At 63.7% G+C, this 17,178-nt stretch carries 16 protein-coding genes; 8 read left to right on the plus strand and 8 right to left on the minus strand.

Annotated features, from left to right (window positions below; all coding sequences use genetic code 11):
• Nucleotides 1–253: 253 nt before the first annotated feature.
• Together NK8_RS25965 and NK8_RS25970 are read right to left on the minus strand one after the other, a co-directional pair.
• Nucleotides 254–622, minus strand: coding sequence for a hypothetical protein (locus NK8_RS25965; protein ID WP_213232559.1), 369 nt, complete (start codon nucleotides 620–622; stop codon nucleotides 254–256).
• A 102-nt stretch (nucleotides 623–724) separates the two neighbouring features.
• On the minus strand, nucleotides 725–1,870 hold the full coding sequence (locus NK8_RS25970) for a porin (protein ID WP_213232561.1): 1,146 nt from the start codon (nucleotides 1,868–1,870) through the stop codon (nucleotides 725–727).
• Nucleotides 1,871–2,147: 277 nt separating this feature from the next.
• Here NK8_RS25970 and aldA point away from each other — a divergent pair, with 277 nt between their 5' ends.
• The 6 genes from aldA to NK8_RS26000 all read left to right on the plus strand — a co-directional run bounded on the left by aldA (nucleotide 2,148) and on the right by NK8_RS26000 (nucleotide 9,858).
• Nucleotides 2,148–3,572: an aldehyde dehydrogenase gene (gene aldA, locus NK8_RS25975; RefSeq protein ID WP_213232563.1), complete on the plus strand. Its 1,425-nt coding sequence runs from the start codon at nucleotides 2,148–2,150 to the stop codon at nucleotides 3,570–3,572.
• A 111-nt stretch (nucleotides 3,573–3,683) separates the two neighbouring features.
• Nucleotides 3,684–4,985 carry a nitrate/nitrite transporter gene (locus NK8_RS25980; RefSeq protein WP_213232565.1) on the plus strand — a complete coding sequence of 434 codons (1,302 nt, stop codon included), beginning with the start codon at nucleotides 3,684–3,686 and terminating at the stop codon, nucleotides 4,983–4,985.
• Entirely contained in the window at nucleotides 4,982–6,199 is a 1,218-nt protein-coding gene (locus NK8_RS25985; RefSeq protein WP_213232567.1) for a mandelate racemase/muconate lactonizing enzyme family protein, read from the plus strand. Before NK8_RS25980 ends, NK8_RS25985 begins: the two co-directional genes overlap by 4 nt.
• 27 nt (nucleotides 6,200–6,226) lie before the next feature.
• Nucleotides 6,227–7,885 (plus strand): GMC family oxidoreductase, encoded by a 1,659-nt coding sequence (locus tag NK8_RS25990; protein ID WP_213232568.1) that lies wholly within the window; start codon nucleotides 6,227–6,229, stop codon nucleotides 7,883–7,885.
• A 159-nt stretch (nucleotides 7,886–8,044) separates the two neighbouring features.
• A complete protein-coding gene (locus NK8_RS25995) occupies nucleotides 8,045–8,965 on the plus strand; it encodes a LysR substrate-binding domain-containing protein (RefSeq protein WP_213232570.1) in 921 nt (306 codons plus the stop codon).
• 11 nt (nucleotides 8,966–8,976) lie between these two features.
• Nucleotides 8,977–9,858, plus strand: a complete 882-nt coding sequence (locus NK8_RS26000; RefSeq protein ID WP_213232572.1) for a LysR substrate-binding domain-containing protein — start codon at nucleotides 8,977–8,979, stop codon at nucleotides 9,856–9,858.
• A gap of 27 nt (nucleotides 9,859–9,885) precedes the next feature.
• On the opposite strand, the gene NK8_RS26005 is transcribed toward NK8_RS26000, so the two are convergent.
• The 6 genes from NK8_RS26005 to fae form a co-directional block, all read right to left on the minus strand.
• Nucleotides 9,886–10,236, minus strand: coding sequence for an STY0301 family protein (locus tag NK8_RS26005; RefSeq protein ID WP_225936467.1), 351 nt, complete (start codon nucleotides 10,234–10,236; stop codon nucleotides 9,886–9,888).
• The gene (locus NK8_RS26010; RefSeq protein WP_213232574.1) at nucleotides 10,223–10,654 is read right to left on the minus strand and encodes a BPSL0067 family protein; all 432 of its coding nucleotides are present in this window, start codon (nucleotides 10,652–10,654) and stop codon (nucleotides 10,223–10,225) included. The genes NK8_RS26005 and NK8_RS26010 overlap by 14 nt, the downstream gene beginning before the upstream one ends.
• Before the next feature lie 234 nt (nucleotides 10,655–10,888).
• Nucleotides 10,889–12,265, minus strand: a complete 1,377-nt coding sequence (locus NK8_RS26015; RefSeq protein WP_213232576.1) for an MFS transporter — start codon at nucleotides 12,263–12,265, stop codon at nucleotides 10,889–10,891.
• An 82-nt stretch (nucleotides 12,266–12,347) separates the two neighbouring features.
• On the minus strand, nucleotides 12,348–13,787 hold the full coding sequence (locus NK8_RS26020) for an NAD-dependent succinate-semialdehyde dehydrogenase (RefSeq protein ID WP_213232578.1): 1,440 nt from the start codon (nucleotides 13,785–13,787) through the stop codon (nucleotides 12,348–12,350).
• Nucleotides 13,784–14,821 (minus strand): aldo/keto reductase, encoded by a 1,038-nt coding sequence (locus NK8_RS26025; protein ID WP_213232580.1) that lies wholly within the window; start codon nucleotides 14,819–14,821, stop codon nucleotides 13,784–13,786. Before NK8_RS26025 ends, NK8_RS26020 begins: the two co-directional genes overlap by 4 nt.
• Before the next feature lie 13 nt (nucleotides 14,822–14,834).
• A complete protein-coding gene (gene fae, locus NK8_RS26030; protein ID WP_213232582.1) occupies nucleotides 14,835–15,344 on the minus strand; it encodes a formaldehyde-activating enzyme in 510 nt (169 codons plus the stop codon).
• 281 nt (nucleotides 15,345–15,625) lie between these two features.
• On the opposite strand from fae, the gene NK8_RS26035 reads away from it, so the two are divergent.
• Together NK8_RS26035 and NK8_RS26040 are read left to right on the plus strand one after the other, a co-directional pair.
• Nucleotides 15,626–16,318, plus strand: a complete 693-nt coding sequence (locus NK8_RS26035) for a hypothetical protein (protein ID WP_213232584.1) — start codon at nucleotides 15,626–15,628, stop codon at nucleotides 16,316–16,318.
• Nucleotides 16,319–16,369: 51 nt separating this feature from the next.
• Entirely contained in the window at nucleotides 16,370–17,137 is a 768-nt protein-coding gene (locus NK8_RS26040; protein ID WP_213232586.1) for a phosphatase PAP2 family protein, read from the plus strand.
• Nucleotides 17,138–17,178: the final 41 nt, after the last annotated feature.

Raw genomic sequence — 17,178 nt, forward strand, 5'->3', positions numbered from 1 at the left:
TCGGGGCCGCTGACGGTGTAGCCGCGCTTGTCCCGGCGCTTCAGGTCACGGCCGGGCGACGCGAACATCGACGTGCGAGCAGGCGCGCAGATGTTAGCGCCGCGCCCGATACGCCAATGTGGGGTTCCGCACATTCATGCGGCGCAAAAAAATGCGCGTGCCCGAACGCGAGACTCGTCGGGGCACGCGCGCGATGCGGCACGAAAATTGAACGTGAAGGCGATAAAGACTGAAGGTAGATTGAAAGCGCGGGCTAATGCGAAGGCTTGCGCCGGCTCGTCAGCTCGACCCAGCATTCGTGATAGACGCGCTTGACGAGCGCGCTTTCGTAGTCGAGATCCTCGCCTTCGAGAATGCGCTCGATGTCGCCGCGCGAGGCGTCGGCATCGAGCGTCGTCGAGAATCGCGCGGCGAGCGCCTGCGCCGCAGCCGACAGCCGCGCGGTCTCGATCCACTCGGCCGCGCGATGATGCCGGTCGAGCCAGCGATGCGCCGCGCGCACCTGGAACGACGCATCGGGCCAGTCGCCTTCGATGTAGTACGCGCCGAGCAATCCGCACGTGAGCCAGCACAGCAGATGCACCCGGTCATCGGGTCCGAGGGGGTAGCGCACTTGACTCATGATGACGGCACCGGAATGACTCGTCGACGATATCATGACGCGCGGCCCCCGGACATGCGGCTCGCATATGGTCCGGTGCCGCCTGCATGTCGACGCGCTGCGTCAGAACGCGTGCCGCAACGCCACGCGCGCGACGAACTGCTCCGAGTTCGACGACAAACCCTGCGTGCCCGGAATGAACGCCTGATCCATCACCGAATCCGTCGATTTGCCGGCGATCTTCTGATACGCGCCCTGCACATAAACATCGGTGCGCTTGGACAGGAAATAGTCCGCCATCAGACCGGCCGAGTGGATGCGCGGCTTCACGGTGCCTGCCGTCGAGTCGTATGTTTCGATCGAATACACGTACTGCGCGCCGACGAAGAAAGCCGGCGTGAACTGGTACTTCCCGTTCACTTCGAAGTTCTGGTATCGGAGATTCTTCAGCGTGTTGCCGTCCGAGGCGAGCGGCACGCCGATATACCCGTTCGTCACCGGATCGCGATAGCTCGAATTCGTGTACGCAAAGCCCGCCGTCGCGTTGCCGAACGTGTAGTTCACGCCCGCGCCGAAAATCTGCATGCGCGACGCGATGAAACTCGCGTCGTTCGTCGCGATCGCGCCATTGGCATTGGAGCCGGTGCCGTCCGCGTGCAGGTAAGCCGCGCCCAGCAGCAGGCCGCCATTTGCATACGACGCCCCGACGCTGTATTGCCGGTTGGCCGCGAAATTCGCGTCGTTGCTGAAGCTGTACGTGCCGCCGAAGCGCAAGCCGCCGAGCGACGGACTCGCGTATTTGACCGTGTTGTTCACGCGGAACGAGTTGTCGGTGTTGTCGTTGTCGAACGGATGCGCGAAGAGATAGCCTGCCCAGTTGCCGTTGGCCGTCGGCGCCGCGAGATAGTCGACCACGGAGTCGTACTGGCGGCCGAGCGTCACCGAGCCGAAACGGTCATTGTTCACGCCCACATACGCTTGACGACCGAACATGCGCCCGCCCTGGCCGGCCGCGCCGTTGCTGAGGTTCACACCGCTTTCGAGCTGGAACACGGCCTTCGTGCCGCCGCCCAGATCCTCGACGCCGCGCAGGCCCCAGCGGCTGCCCGCCGCATAGCCGCTCGTGAGTTCATAGACATGATTCCCGCCGACGTTGCTCGTGTAGTCGATGCCTTCGTCGAGGATGCCGAACAGCGTGACGCTGCTTTGAGCATGCGCTGAAGTCGCGATGCACGCGAGTGCGGCCAGGGAGATTGCTTTGATTCTCATGAAAGTCTCAAATCTTTTACTTATTCGAAGAAGTCCGAACCATCAGTGCAGGCAGGACCGCGAGCGACGGATTGTGCGTGAGGAAAGCGGCACTGAAAATGGATTTAGTCGAACAGCGAGCGTGATTTTTTCGCATGTTCTTCCAGAAAATTCTTCGCTTGTCGTTGCGGCGCGAGGCGCGGAAGAATGAGCCGCAAATGCGTTGACTTGTCGCAGCGGTTGCCCGGAATCGCGGCTGCCGTGCGACCCGACGCCTAGCGAAAGGAACCCGCCAGACATGAAGTTAGAACGGAATTTTGTGAACGGACGTTTCATCGAGCCCGTAAGCGATAACGTCACCGCCATCCTGAATCCCGCGACGGAAGAGTTGCTGGGCCACGTGCACGATGCCTCGCGCGAGCAGGCGCTCATGGCCGTCGAACAGGCCGCCGACGCGCAGCGTCTGTGGCGCGTGATGCCCGCCGCCGAGCGCGGCGCGCATATGCAGCGTCTCGCGGATGCGATCGTCGAAGCCTCCGCCGAGATCGGCGCGGCGCTCGCGATGGAATCCGGCAAGAGCCTGCAAGACGCGACCAGCGAAGCCGTCTATGCCGCACAGATCACGCGCTATCACGCGGAGTGGGCGCGCCGTATCGAAGGCGAAGTCATTCCGAGCGATACGCCGAACGAAAACCTCGTGCTGCATCGCGAGCCGATCGGTGTGGTCGCGTGCCTGATCCCGTTCAATTTCCCCATCTACACGCTGATGCGCAAGGTCGCGCCGGCGCTGATCGCGGGCAATACGGTGGTAGTGCGTCCGAGCAACAACACGCCGCTGTCGGCTTTCGAACTGGCGCGCGCCGTCGAGCGCGCGGCGCTGCCCGCGGGCGTCGTCAATATTCTCGCGATGGATCACGCGACGGCGGAAGCCGTCTGCACGCATCCGAAGGTCGGCATGATCACGTTGACGGGCAGCGTCAACGCGGGCCGCAAGGTGCTCGAATACTGCAAGGCGAATATCGCGAAGCCTTCGCTCGAACTGGGCGGCAAGACGCCCGCGATCATCGAGCCGGACGCCGATCTGCACAAGGCCGCACGCGAACTCGTCGCCTCGAAGCTCACGCACAGCGGCCAGCTTTGCACGGCGATCGAGCGTGTCTACGTGCACGAGAGTATCCATGATGAATTCGTCGGCCTGCTGCGCGAGCAGATGAAGGCCAGGCAAATCGGCGATCGCTACGAGGACCCGAGCAACATGGGCCCGCTCGTGAACAACGCGTCGCGCGACGGCATTCACGCGATGGTCCGCCGCGCGATCGAAGCGGGCGCGACGCTCGAAACCGGCGGCGAAGTGCCGCAACGCAAGGGGTTCTTCTATCCGCCGACGCTGCTTTCGAATTGCCGCCAGGACATGGAGATCGTGCAGGAAGAGACCTTCGGCCCCGTGCTCGCGGTGCTGAAGTACGCGACCATCGACGAAGCGCTCGCGATGGCCAACGATCACCAGTTCGGTCTGTCGTCGGTGCTTTACACCGAAAACTATCGCACGGCAATGAAGGTCGCCAACGCGATCGAAGCGGGCGAGCTCTACATCAACCGCACGCCCGCCGACCCGTATCAGGGTTTCCATGCCGGCTGGAAGCGCTCCGGCATCGGCGGCGACGACGGCAAGCACGGCATGCTCGAATTCACGCAGACGCGTCTCGTCGTCATGAAGTACTGATTCTCGCGGCCGCTGCCGGCCGCATCAATTCCTAACTCAACAAAAACATATTGAAGGCCAGCCGCGCGGCATCCGCATGTCGCGCGCCGCTGCCCTTTGAGGAGCACTCCTGTGTCAACGAATTCCGCTCAATCCAGTGAAAGCGTCGTCGCGCCGCGCGAAGGCACGCGCGCCGACCGCTATCTGCAACTCGCGCTGCTCGTGATCGCCGCTGGCGCCATCTATCCGATTCTGTATCTGCGGCAGGTCTATCAGCCGACGATGCTCGAAGTCTTCCACATCAGCGAAGCGCAACTCGGCTATTTGTATTCCGCGCTCGGCACGATCTTTCTCGTCTGCTATTTGCCGAGCGGCTGGCTCGCGGACCGCGTCGCGCCGCGCGTGCTCATCAGCTTTTCGCTGATCGCGACGGGCGCGCTTGGGCTCTGGTATTCGACTGCGCCATCGTTCGGCTCGCTGATCGTGATCTTCGGATGCTGGGGGCTGACGACCGGCCTGACGTTCTGGGCCGCGATCATCAAGCGCGTGCAGATGATCGCCGCCGCCGACGAGCAAGGCCGCTTCTTCGGCTTTCTCGATGGCGGCCGCGGCCTGATCGAAGCGCTGCTCGCGACCATCGCGATCAGCCTGTTCGCATGGGCCACGCAGACGCACGCCGAATCGACGGGGGCGGGCTTCCGGCTCGTCGTATACATGTACGCGTTCCTGTGCATCGGGCTCGGCGTGGTGCTCGGTCTCGTGCGCGATCCGCAAGGCGCGCAGCCGGCGCGGGCCGCGCGCGAAAAGCGCAACGTGCTGCGCGATCTCGCGGTGCTGCTGAAGAACCCGCAACTGTGGCTGCTCTCGGCCATCGTGTTCTGCGGCTATCAGGTGTTCTGGGCGACCTACAGCTTCTCCGCGTATCTGCATGAGAAGGAAATTGGCTTGTCGGTGGTCGCGGCGGGTTTCATCACCACCGCCAAACTGTGGATGCGCCCGATCGGCGGCATCGGCGGGGGCTTTCTCGGCGACCGTTTCTCGAAGACCTCCGTGCTCGTGTTCGCGCTGTTCGCTGCCGCCGCTGCGCTGCTCGTGCTGATGGCCGCGCCTTCGATCGGCAGTCACGCGCTCATCGCGGTGGTCGTGCTGTTCATCGGCGTGATGACGTACGCGATTCGCGGCCTCTACTGGTCGTTGCTCGATCAGTGCAAGGTGCCCGCCGAAATCATGGGTCTCGCGATCGGCCTCGTCTCGGTGATCGGCTACTCGCCCGATGCGGTGCTGCCGCTCATCAACGGCTATCTCACGCAGAACTATCCCGGCGCGCATGGCTATCAGCTCTATTTCGGCTATATCGCGTTCATGTCCGCGCTGGGCGGCGTGGCCGCGCTTTTCTTCAAACATCGACTGAACAAACTGGGAGCGCAACAATGAAGATCGCCGCGCTGGAAACGCATATCGTCGCGGTGCCGCCGCCGCACATCGGCGGGATGTACTGGATTTTCGTCAAGCTGCGCACCGCGTGCGGCATCGAGGGCGTCGGCGAGATCTATTCCGCGACGTTCCATCCGAAAGCGATGGCGCCGATCATCGAAGACGTGTTCGAGCGCTATCTGCTCGGCCACGATCCGCATCACGTCGAGCGCTTCTATCGCGAGGCGTATTCGAGCGGCTTCACGCAACGCCCCGATCTCACCATGATGGGCGTCGTCAGCGGCCTGGAAATGGCGTGCTGGGACATCATCGGTAAGGCGGCGGGCAAGCCGGTGTACGAGCTGCTCGGCGGCCGCGTGCACGAGCGTCTGCGTTCGTACACCTATCTCTATCCGAAGAACGCGCGCGGCGAATACGACTACGACGATCCCGATCTCGCCGCCGAATGCGCCGCGCACAACGTCGCGCTCGGTTTCACGGCCGTGAAGTTCGATCCGGCAGGTCCGTACACCGCGTATTCCGGCCATCAGATTTCGCTCGAAGTGATGGACCGTTGCGAAACGTTCTGCCGCAAGGTGCGCGAGGCCGTCGGCAGCAAGGCCGATCTGCTGTTCGGCACGCACGGCCAGATGGTGCCGTCATCGGCGATCCGTCTCGCGCAGCGCCTCGAAAAGTTCGATCCGCTGTGGTTCGAGGAGCCGGTGCCGCCGGGACAGGAAAGCGCGATGGCGCAAGTCGCCGCGAAGACCAGTATTCCGATCGCGGCGGGCGAGCGCCTCACGACAAAGTACGAGTTCTTCAGGCTGCTCGAAGCACGCGCGGCGTCGATTCTGCAGTTCAACGTCGGGCGCGTGGGCGGTCTGCTCGAAGCGAAGAAGATTGCGAGTCTCGCCGAGGTGTATTACGCGCAGATCGCGCCGCATCTCTACAACGGCCCGGTCGGCGCGGCTGCGAGCATCCAGATCGCCGCGTGCACGCCGAACTTCCTGATTCAGGAAAGCATCGGCACATGGGACGGCTTTCACGCCGAGGTGCTCAAGACGAAGATCCGCTGGGAAGACGGCTACATCATTCCGTCGACGGAGCCGGGTCTGGGCGTCGAACTGAACATGGATGTCGTGCGCGCGCATACGCCGTACACGGGTGAGCGTCTGCATCTGCAGATGGCGGCGAAGCCCGCCGACGTGAAGGATCTCGCGCCCGCGAAGGGCTGAACGCAGAACAAGGCAAGCAGGTAAAGCATGGAATTCGATTACATCATCGTGGGTGCGGGATCGGCGGGCTGCATTCTCGCCGATCGCCTCACCGAGTCCGGCGAGCATTCGGTGCTGCTGCTCGAAGCGGGCGGCAAGGACGATTCGTGCTGGTTCAGGATTCCGGTCGGTTTCACGAAGACCTACTACAACCCGGAATACAACTGGATGTACTACAGCGAGCCGGAAGCGCAACTGAAGGACCGCTCGCTGTATTGCCCGCGCGGCAAGGTGCAGGGCGGCTCCGGCTCGATCAACGCGATGATCTACGTGCGCGGCCAGCCGCACGATTTCGACGACTGGGCGCGCGCGGGCAATGCGGGCTGGGGTTATCGCGACGTGCTGCCGTATTTCCGCCGCCTCGAATCGCACTGGGCCGGCGACACGCAGTACCACGGCGCGAGCGGCAAGATCAGCATTTCGTCGATGAAGGACGGCGCCCACGCCATCTGCGGGACGTTCCTCGAAGGCGCGCGGCAGGCAGGCTATCCCGTCACCGGCGACATCAACGGTGCGGACTACGAAGGCGCGACCATCTACGACATCAACGCGCGCAAGGGTGAGCGTTCGTCGAGCAGCTTCGAGTATCTGCATCCGGTGCTGGGACGCAAGAACCTGCGCGTGGAGCGCAATGTCAGCGTGAGCCGCGTGCTCTTCGACGGCGCGCGCGCGACCGGCGTGACGGCGACGCGCGCGGGCGAGTCGCTGCAATTCCGTGCGAAGCGCGAAGTGATTCTGTCGGCGGGCGCGGTGGATACGCCCAAGCTCATGCAGCTCTCCGGTCTCGGCGATGGCGCGCTGCTCGCGCGGCACGGCATTCCGGTCGTGCGCGAGCTGCCGGCCGTCGGCCAGAATCTGCAGGATCACCTGTGCGTCAGCTTCTACTATCGCGCGACGGTCCCGACGCTGAATGACGAACTGCGATCGCTCGTCGGCAAGATCAAGGCCGGGATGCGCTATATGACCTCGCGCAAGGGGCCGCTCTCGATGAGCGTGAACCAGTCGGGCGGCTTCTTCAAGGGCGATGACGAAGAGACGCAACCGAACCTGCAGTTGTACTTCAATCCGCTCTCGTATCGCATTCCGAAGAGCAGCAAGGCGCAGCTCGAACCCGAGCCGTACTCGGGCTTCCTGCTGTGCTTCAACCCGTGCCGCCCGACGAGCCGCGGCTCGATCGAAATCGCGTCGAACCGCGTGGAAGATGCCGCGAAGATCCGCATCAACGCGCTGACGACGCCGAAGGATGTCCACGAAGCGGTGCAGGGCAGCAAGCTCGTGCGCAAGATCATGAGTTCGGCTGCGCTGCGCGCGATCACGGCGGAGGAAATCTCGCCGGGACCGGACGTGCGGAGCGACGCCGACCTGCTGGAGTACTTCCGCGAGCAGTCGGGCTCGATCTACCACTTGTGCGGTTCCTGCGCGATGGGGCCGGACGAGCGCACGTCGGTCGTCGACGAGCGGTTGCGCGTGCATGGCATCGAGGGCTTGCGCATCGTGGATGCGTCGATTTTCCCGAACATCACGTCAGGCAATCTCAACGCGCCGGTGATGATGGTCGCGGAGAAAGGCGCGGACATGATTCTCGACGACGCGCGCACGGTCGTCGAACGCGTTCCGGCGCCGGCCGAACCCGCGGCGATCGGCTGATCCGCGTGAGGCGTGAGGGCGTCGTGTCGCCTTCACGTCATAAAGCGGCATAATTTGCCTCGATTCGTAAAATGCTGCCTTAGAGCGGCACGTTCCGGCGTGGATGCGTGTTGAATCACGCGTTGAACGCAAGGAAAGGAGACCGATTTGAAGCGAAAGATGCCTGCCCTGAATGCGCTGAGGGCTTTCGAGGTCGCCGGACATACCGGCAGCTTCACGCGCGCCGCCGAAATGCTGCACGTGACGCAAAGCGCGGTGAGCCGCCAGGTGCGCCAGCTCGAGACGCAGCTCGGCGAGCCGTTGCTGCTGCGCCGGCATCATCATCTGGAATTGTCGGCGACGGGGCGCCTCCTGCTGCAGGCGCTCAAGATGTCCTTCGACCGCATCGAGCTCACGGTGCGCAGCATTCAGGAAAGAACTCATCTGACGCGCTTGCGCGTGAACGCGCCGCCTACCTTCGCCAGCCGATGGTTGATGCCGCGGCTGCAATCGTTGCGCGCCGCCGCGCCGGACCTCGAAATCTCGCTGACCACGCAACGCAAGGACGATCTCGTCGAATCGGGCGCGCTCGATTGCGCGATTCGCTTCGGCAACGGCGAGTGGGAAGGTCTCGACAACCAGTTGCTGATGAACGAGCGGCATATCGCGGTGTGTTCGCCTTCGCTGATCGGCGAGGAAGATAGCGCCGATATCGACCTGAACAGCTTCACGTTGCTGCATGTGCTCGCGGCGAGCGATCAGCGCTATCTGACGTGGCAGCACTGGCTGAAGGCAGCGAATATCGACGATGTCGATACGCACGGCGGCTACGAGTTCGATCTGCTCGATCATGCGATCCGCGCGGCGGTCGACGGCATCGGCGTCACCATCGCCGATCGACATATGATCGCGCACGAGTTGCGGCAGGGCACGCTCGTGCCGATCGTCGATGTCGAGGTGGACGGGCATCAGTCATACTGGCTCGTCACGCGCACCGGTCATGACGATGCGCCGCAGGTGGCGCTTTTTCGCGAGTGGCTGCGCGCGGAGATCGAGATGCAGGCGGGCGGACGCGGCGCCAGGCGAGGCGCGCGCAGATAAGGGAGACGATCGTGCGGCGACTGCCATCCTTGACCGCGTTGCGCTTCTTCGAGGAGAGCGCGCGGCATATGAGCTTCAACAAGTCCGCCGCGGCGTTGTGCGTGACGCCGGGCGCGGTGAGCCGTCAGATTCGCCTGCTGGAGGATGCGCTCGGCACCAAGCTGTTCGATCGCGATCACAAGGGCATACGGCTCACGAAACAGGGCGCTGAGCTGCTCGCGTGCCTGTCCGAAGCATTCGATTCGATCGAACGTGTGACGCGCTCGCTTTCGTCCGCGCAGCGTGTCGAGCGCAAGCGTCTGACCGTGAGCGCGCCACCGACTTTTGCGACGCGCTGGCTGTCCCCGCGACTCGGCTCGCTGATCGACGCGGTGCCCGACATCGATCTGTCCGTACGCACCGATACCGCCGATGACAGGCAGTGCTGCATTCGCTTCGGGTACGAGGCGAGGGCGGATCATCGGTCGGATTTGCTGTTCATCGAGCGGCATGTGCTCGTCGGCGCGATGAAGTTCGCGGGGCAGTCCGTCGAAACGCTGCTCGAGCGGCTGCCCGCGCTGCATGTGCTGCATAACGATGCGCGGCTGACGCTGTGGCCCAACTGGCTCGATGCGGCAGGATTGCCGCGCGCGTTCGGCGAGAACGGCATCGAATTCTCGACGCTGGATCAGGCGATTCATGCGGCGCGGGCGGGTTCGGGGCTGGCGGTGGTCGACCGCAACATGATCACCGATGAACTGCATGATGGGTCGCTGGTTCTGCTGTCGGCGGTGGAATCGACCGGGCCGTATGGGTATTGGCTGGATATCGCGCCTTCGTTCGCGAGTGAGGATAGCGTGCAGGCGTTTGCGGAGTGGCTGCGCGCCGAGGGCGCGAAGGCTGCGCGGGAGTGACGGGCCTTCGGTTCGTCTCGCTGGCTCTTACTTGCAATCCATCTTCGTCGCACCGGAATCGTCGATCTGATAGCGACACGTATCGACTCTCTCAGGAATGGCGATGTCACGCGTCTCCTTGTTGGCGTAGACGCATTGAACGGTCACCGAGCGGCCTTGGTCGTAGACGTAACCGAGTTTCCAGTAGCCCTCGCGGTTATCGCCATGTTCGGCAATGAGCGAGACCTTTTCTTCGGGCTTGCCGTCGAAGACTTGCACGTAGCGCAGATGCGTGCCGGACACTGCGGGGCACGCTATCCCTTCGGCCTTTGCGGATTCGCTCGCGGTTATAGGAAGAACCGAGGCGGCCAGACAGACGGCTATCTTATTCAACGACATAAAATTTCTCTCCGTTGTTGACATCTGCTCCCTGACCCCAGCGCAAAACGCGCGGTCCGACAGGTTTGGGCGGATGCGCGTATTGGTCATATACCGTCACGCCGACTGGACCCTGTTGCACGTAAATTGCTGCATGTCCGCGGAAGTGTCCGTGACTATCGAATGTGGCGATGACGGTTCCTTCGACGATATGCAGGTTGTCCTTTACTGCCGCTCCCTTTTTCCATGCATGGGTTACGGGCAGCGATGGACATACCTGCTTGACATAGGAGACGCATCCGCCGCAATAGTCCGGAGAGCCAATGAGGCTATCCGACGGTGCCTGATCGGAAGGGCCGTGCGCAGACCCGGGCGCGCATACCCACGTGTTCAACGGCGCTGACGGTGAATTTTTATAGTTGGAACTGTTATAGCTCATGGCGCACAAATTCGATGTATTTAGGATAACAATGTTTCCTGTTTACAGGAAATCCCGTATGTAGACTGACGCGAGTCAATATCTCGCTTTTGAGCCTTGTTCAGGATATCCGAAGCTCTCTCGAACCTATCAACTATTCCCGATAGCGTCGATCCGCTTTGTCCGAATCGGTTCTTATCAGGGCGAAAAAAGCGCGGCAACGTTCCCGTTGCCGCGCAATGAACTTCGGCTACCTCACCCCCCGCTCGCCTGATTCAACGTCAGATGCTTCGTCTCCGGCGCCCACGCGATCGAGACCAGCATCCCGATCAGCAACACACCCGCGAGCGCGAGCATCGTCATCTGCACGCCGGCTTGCGCGATGCCGATCGGCAGCAGAAACGTCCCCACCGCCGACCCTAGCCGGCTGCACGCAATCGACAGCCCCACGCCGCACGCACGCGCTTCGGTCGGAAAGCACTCCGGCGGAAACACACCGACGAGATTCGAGAACGCAGACATCGTCAGCGTGAAGACCCCGAACGCAACGATCATCGCGACGCTCGCGGATGTCGGCAGCGCGCTCAACGCGAACAGCGACAGGCAACACACCGCGAACGACCCGATCAGAAACGAACGTCGCGACAGCCTGATCGTCAGCCAGATCCCGACCAGCGCGCCGAGCACGAGAAAGCCGTTGAGCAGCAGATCGGCACCCGAGCCTTCGGGCAGACGGATCGCCGTGAGTATGCTCGGCAGAAACGTGTAGATCGCGAAGTAGGGAATCACGAGACACACGAAGAACGCGCAATTGAAGACCGTGCGGCGAATCAGATCCGGCTTGAAGAGTCGCGCAAAACCGCCCGCGGGCGCGAAGTGCTCGCCGGCGCCGGCATCGAGCGTCACGTGCGGACCGAAGTGCTTGCGCACGATACGCATCGCTTCGTCCTTGCGGCCCTGGCCGAGCAGCCAGCGCGGCGACTCCGGTGTGCCGAATCGCATGATCAGCACGAGAAACGCCGGCACGCCAGCCGAGGCGAGCAGCCATCGCCACGCATCGGGTGATGCATCCGCGTAATGCATGCCGAGCACGTTCGCGATCACATAGCCGATCGTCCAGATGACGCTGAACGAACCGAGCAGCGTGCCGCGATGTTTTCGCGGCGAGAATTCCGCGAGAATCGCATGACCGACCGCGAAATCGCCGCCCATGCCGAAGCCGATCAGAACGCGCAGCCCGACGAGCATCGCCGGTGTGGTCGCGTAGAACTGCGCGAACGCGGCCGCCGTGATGATGATGAAGCTCAGAAGGAAGATTTTCTGCCGGCCGAGTTTGTCGGAGAGCCAGCCGAACACGAGACTGCCGATGAAAATGCCGATCAGCGCGGACGAACCGAGCAGGCCCATCCAGAATGCGTCGAGCGGAATCTGCCTGTTCAATGACGACAGCGCGTAGCCGATCGTGCCGAGCGCATAGCCTTCGGTGAAATGCGCGCCGAACGTCAGACCGGCGATCTTCACGTGAAAGCGGTTGAGCGGCACATCGTCGAGCGCGATGCGTTTTTGCGCGGTATCGAAGGGCGCGGCGGCGGCGGGTGCGAGCGGCTGCGCGCTCAGGCTTTGCATGTCCAAGAGTATCTCCTCCACGGGCGAGCGGCCCCTTACGGGGCGACGCATGGCCGTTTTATTTGTGAACAGACCCTGTGGCGATGAATCACCGGCCGAGGCCGGCCATCATCATGTACTTGAGTTCCATGTATTCATCGAGCCCGTACTTCGATCCTTCGCGGCCCAGTCCCGACTGCTTCACGCCGCCGAAGGGCGCGACTTCCGTCGAGATGATGCCTTCGTTGATGCCGACCATGCCGCTCTCCAGCGCCTCGGCGACACGCCACGCGCGGCCCAGATCGCGCGTGTAGAAGTACGCGGAAAGGCCGTAAGGCGTGTCGTTCGCGTCGGCGATGACTTCTTCTTCGCTCTTGAAGCGGAAGCACGCTGCCACCGGACCGAAGGTCTCTTCATCGGCGATCAGCATGGAAGGCTTCGCGTCCGCGAGCACGGTCGGTTCGTAGAACGTGCCGCCGAGCGCGTGCGGTTTGCCGCCGGTCAGCACCTTCGCGCCTTTGCTGACGGCATCGGCGAGATGGGTTTGCACCTTTGTGAGCGCGGCCTCGTTGATGAGCGGCCCCTGATCGAACTCGCCTTCGAGCCCGTTGCCCACGCGGAGCTTGTGCACAGCGCGCGTCAATGCCTGCGTGAATGCGTCGTAGACGCCGTCCTGCACGTAGAAGCGATTCACGCACACGCACGTCTGCCCGGTGTTGCGGAACTTCGATGCCATCGCGCCCTGCACGGCGGCATCGATATCGGCGTCGTCGAACACGATGAAGGGCGCGTTGCCGCCGAGTTCCAGCGAGAGCTTCTTCAATGTATCGGCCGATTGCTTCGCGAGCAGCTTGCCGACGCGCGTCGAGCCTGTGAACGACAGCTTGCGGACATCGGGCGATTCGGTCAGCACCTGGCCGATGGCGGTGGCATCGCCCGAGACGATGTTGAACACGCCCGCCGGAATGCCCGCTTCCTCGGCCAGCACCGCGAGCGCGAGCGCGGACAGCGGCGTTTCCTCGGATGGCTTCAGCACCATTGTGCAGCCCGCGGCGAGCGCGGGACCGGCCTTGCGCGTGATCATCGCGAGCGGGAAATTCCACGGCGTGATGGCCGCGACGACGCCCACCGGCTCGCGCGTCACGACGATCTTCGCATTCGGCTTCGGACTCGGGATGATGTCGCCATAGCTGCGCTTCGCTTCTTCCGCGAACCATTCGAAGAAGCTCGCCGCGTACGCGACTTCACCGAGCGCTTCCGCAAGCGGTTTGCCCTGTTCGCGCGTCAGCAGTTCCGCGAGCGTGTTGCGGTTCGCGAGCATCAGCTCGCCCCAGCGCTTCACGCGCGTGCTGCGCTCCTTCGCGGTCAGCGCGCGCCATGCGGGGAACGCGCGCTTCGCGGCATCGATGGCTTGCCGGGTTTCCGTGCCGCCGCCGCGCGCGACGTTCGCGATCACGTCGCCCGTCGCGGGATTGCGCACCGGATACGTGCTCGCGCTTTCACGCCATTTACCGTCGATGTAATGATTCGATTGCAACAGGTTCATCATGCCGCGCGCTCCAGTGCGTGTTCGAAGTGGCCTTGCGCGGCACGCGCCTCGCGCGCGATGCGTCGTCCTGCCGTGTAGTCGTTGATGAGATCGCAAGGCGTGTAGTTGCGATCGAGCTCGTGCATTTCGGCTTCGTCGAGTTTCGTTTCGAGCGCGGCGAGCGCGCTGTCGAATTGCGCCGCGGAATCCGCGCCGACCAGCATGCTCGAAATGCCGGGGCGGCTGAGCACCCACGCCTGCGCGATCTGCGCCGCCGACACGCCGCGCCGCGCCGCCACCCGCGCGACCGATGCCGCGACTTCCTGCGACGCGTGATCGCCGTACATCTGCGCGGTGAAGAAATCGGTCTGATTGCGCGTGGACTTCGCATCGGACGTGAGCAGGCCGCGCGCGAGCGGACTGAACACCGACACCCCGACGCCCTGATCGATGCAGTACGGAATCATCTCGCGCTCTTCCTCGCGATACGCGGCGTTGAGCTGCAACTGCATGTTGACCGGCTTATGCCAGCCGTTCTTCTCGCACGCCTGCATGATCTTCGCGAACTGCCAGGTGTACATCGTCGATACGCCGATGTAGCGCGCCTTGCCCGCGCGCACGATGTCGTCGAGCGCGCCCATCGTCTCTTCGACGGGCGTGTTCACGTCGAAGTAATGCAGCATGTAGATATCGACGTAATCCATGCCGAGACGCGTGAGCGATCCGTCGATGCCGTCCATGATGTGCTTGCGCGAATGGCCGCCCGCGTTCGGATGGTTCGCCATGTCGTAGCCGACCTTGGTCGTCACGACCACTTCCTCGCGCTTGACGAGCCGCTTCAGAATGCGGCCGACGACTTCCTCGCCGACGCCCGTCGAATAGAAATCGGCCAGATCGATGAAGTTCACGCCCTTGTCGAGCGCGTGGCGCACGATCGGTTCGCTTTGCGCTTCATCGAAGATCCAGGGTTTCCACTGCGGCGTGCCCATGTTCATCGTGCCGAGGCACAGGCGCGACACCTTCAGGCCGGAGTGGCCGAGACGCACGTATTCCATTTGCAGAGACTCCTTACTTCTTCGGCGTGTAGAACGGGTTCGAGACGTCGCGTGCGGCCTTGAAGACGGCTTCCTTGCGCGGCAGGCCTTCCATCGCGGCGATGATCGCGTTCTTGCATGCGCGATAGTTGTTCTCGAAGACGGCGTCGAGATCGTCGGTTTTCGGATTGACCCAGTTCGCGGATACGACGACCCAGTCGTTTTCCGCTTCGGGCGGCAGCGTGCCGTTTTCGAGCGATTCGGCGACTGCCTTTGCGATGCCCGCCTGTGATGCGCCCCAGGTTGCGTTGCCGTGGAAATCGCTGTCGATCTGCGCCTTGTTGACGTAGAGCGTGAGCGGCTTGGTCGGCACGCCGGGCTGCGCGATCACGACGAACGGCGCGTGACCGGTGGACGGCGTCGCGAGCGCGGTGGCGAATGCCTGGCCCGCGGGGCCGTTACGGGGGCCGACCAGCACGTTGATATGGGCGAGATTCACGCCCGGCCCTTCGAAGCCTTCGCCGATGAAGAGATTCTTTTCCATTGACTCCTTCCTTTGTGTCCGCTGTTGAGCCACCGTTGCGGTGGATGCAGGGCATTCTGCGACGGGCTTCGCGTGGGATGGAATCGAGGATTTTTGAGGGCGGGGTTGAGGAAAGCTCAACTTGGGGATGACCCGTACGCCGGGACGAGTGTCCGCCTCGCGGACGTTTCAAAAAAACAGCCAGCTAAGCGTCCCATAAGGTACGAATGCCGAGAATATGAGTTCATCCCTGAATGCGGAGCATTCCGACGCGCGCCCGCGCCGCCCCCTCCGCCCTGCGAATGTCCGCCACTCACCGCCCACCCTTGCCGCGTATCGCCGACGCCCCGTGGCGCTACTACGATCTCGCCAAATCCCGCGTGCAGATCCACGAACCGCCCGCGCCCGGCGACGTCTGTCTCTGGCTCGTGCCGTCGGAATTCCGCTTCGCATCGGCATCGAATATCGGAAACTGGCTCAGCCCGGCGGAGCGCAAACGCGCGCGGCTGCATCCGAATTCCGCGCTCGGGCGGCGCTTCGGCGTGGCGCGCGCGACGTTGCGCCTCGTGCTCTCGCACATGCTGAAATGCGAGCCGCACGAAGTGAGCGTGGACGATGAACCCGACGAACGCATCGTCGTCACGCACCCGCTTGTCCACGGCACGCTTCATGTCGATGTCGCGTATTCGGGCATCTGGATCGTGATCGCGGTGGCATCGGCGAAAATAGGGCTCGGCGTGGTCGTCGAAACCACCGGCGCCTCCGACGCGGCCGCCAGACAGGACATGTGGGACGAGGCGGCGCGCATCGGCAGAACCCGCGCGCAACGCGGCGACGCGCGAGGGCGCGCCGCGCCGCCGCAATGGCACGCACTTACACTACCGATGCCCGGCGGAATCTGCGGCGTGCTCGTCGTGGACAAGCCCGTCGCGCGCGTGCAGGCATTCGGCTGGGAACGGCCGCTCGAAGCAGAGGAACGCGCGATTGCGTCCTGAGCCCGCGCGAGCGGCCGCCTTTCGGGAGACATTCGGGAGAAACAGGACATCATGGAATACACGGCGCTCGCGCAAGGCCACGCGGTCGCGATCATCGCGATCGTGCTTTTCGTCGTTCCATCGATTGCCGCTGGCGCCTGGGCCTGGGCCGCGCGCGCACGCCGGACCCCGCTTTCAGCCGCCGCGGTGGCGCTCGCGGCGTGCGTGCCGGTCGTGACCGGCGCGGGCGTGTTCATCGCGATTGCCTCGCGCATTGCGCAGGGCACGGCGTTTTCATCGGCGGATAAGCGCGTGCTCGACGCCGTGCGCGACGGCGCGCCCGCACTCGCCGCGCGATGGCTGGCCGTGCTCACGCATCTCGGCGATCCGTGGTTCCTCACGCTGCTGTGCGCGCTCATGTGCGCGGCGCTCGTCCTGACGCGCCGCCTCGGCCTCGCCGTGTATTTCGCGGCGGTCACGAGCGCGGGCGGCCTGCTCAATCAGGCCCTCAAGGCGATGATGCGCCGCGACCGCCCAACCGGCTCGACCGTGCCGCTGCCCGAAAGCTTCGCGTTTCCGAGCGGGCACACGTTCGGGTCGATCGTCTGCTACGGCATGTGCGCCTATGTGCTGCTCAGGCTCGCGCCGACGCGCTGGGACCCGCTCATCGTCGCGCTGGCGTGCTTCATCGTGCTGGCGATCGGGGCGAGCCGCATCGTGATCGGCGTGCATTTCCCCGGCGATGTGATCGGCGGATTCGCGTCGGGCGGCGCGTGGCTGGCGGCGTGCATCGGCGTCGCCGAACTGGCGCGGCGGCGCTCGCGCGCACTTTCAGACTAGGTCGATTGCCCCGCGCCTGCGATGCCGATAGTTTCAGTCCT

Origin of the sequence: Caballeronia sp. NK8, assembly GCF_018408855.1 — a bacterium.
Lineage (GTDB): Bacteria > Pseudomonadota > Gammaproteobacteria > Burkholderiales > Burkholderiaceae > Caballeronia.

What these genes read in the sequence shown, in the direction of transcription:
- NK8_RS25965 (WP_213232559.1), bottom strand. Translation starts at nt 622, where the DNA reads ATGAGTCAAGTGCGCTACCCCCTCGGACCCGATGACCGGGTGCATCTG.
- NK8_RS25970 (WP_213232561.1), bottom strand. Translation starts at nt 1,870, where the DNA reads ATGAGAATCAAAGCAATCTCCCTGGCCGCACTCGCGTGCATCGCGACT.
- aldA (WP_213232563.1), top strand. Translation starts at nt 2,148, where the DNA reads ATGAAGTTAGAACGGAATTTTGTGAACGGACGTTTCATCGAGCCCGTA.
- NK8_RS25985 (WP_213232567.1), top strand. Translation starts at nt 4,982, where the DNA reads ATGAAGATCGCCGCGCTGGAAACGCATATCGTCGCGGTGCCGCCGCCG.
- NK8_RS25990 (WP_213232568.1), top strand. Translation starts at nt 6,227, where the DNA reads ATGGAATTCGATTACATCATCGTGGGTGCGGGATCGGCGGGCTGCATT.
- NK8_RS25995 (WP_213232570.1), top strand. Translation starts at nt 8,045, where the DNA reads ATGCCTGCCCTGAATGCGCTGAGGGCTTTCGAGGTCGCCGGACATACC.
- NK8_RS26005 (WP_225936467.1), bottom strand. Translation starts at nt 10,236, where the DNA reads ATGTCGTTGAATAAGATAGCCGTCTGTCTGGCCGCCTCGGTTCTTCCT.
- NK8_RS26010 (WP_213232574.1), bottom strand. Translation starts at nt 10,654, where the DNA reads ATGAGCTATAACAGTTCCAACTATAAAAATTCACCGTCAGCGCCGTTG.
- NK8_RS26020 (WP_213232578.1), bottom strand. Translation starts at nt 13,787, where the DNA reads ATGATGAACCTGTTGCAATCGAATCATTACATCGACGGTAAATGGCGT.
- NK8_RS26025 (WP_213232580.1), bottom strand. Translation starts at nt 14,821, where the DNA reads ATGGAATACGTGCGTCTCGGCCACTCCGGCCTGAAGGTGTCGCGCCTG.
- fae (WP_213232582.1), bottom strand. Translation starts at nt 15,344, where the DNA reads ATGGAAAAGAATCTCTTCATCGGCGAAGGCTTCGAAGGGCCGGGCGTG.
- NK8_RS26035 (WP_213232584.1), top strand. Translation starts at nt 15,626, where the DNA reads ATGTCCGCCACTCACCGCCCACCCTTGCCGCGTATCGCCGACGCCCCG.
- NK8_RS26040 (WP_213232586.1), top strand. Translation starts at nt 16,370, where the DNA reads ATGGAATACACGGCGCTCGCGCAAGGCCACGCGGTCGCGATCATCGCG.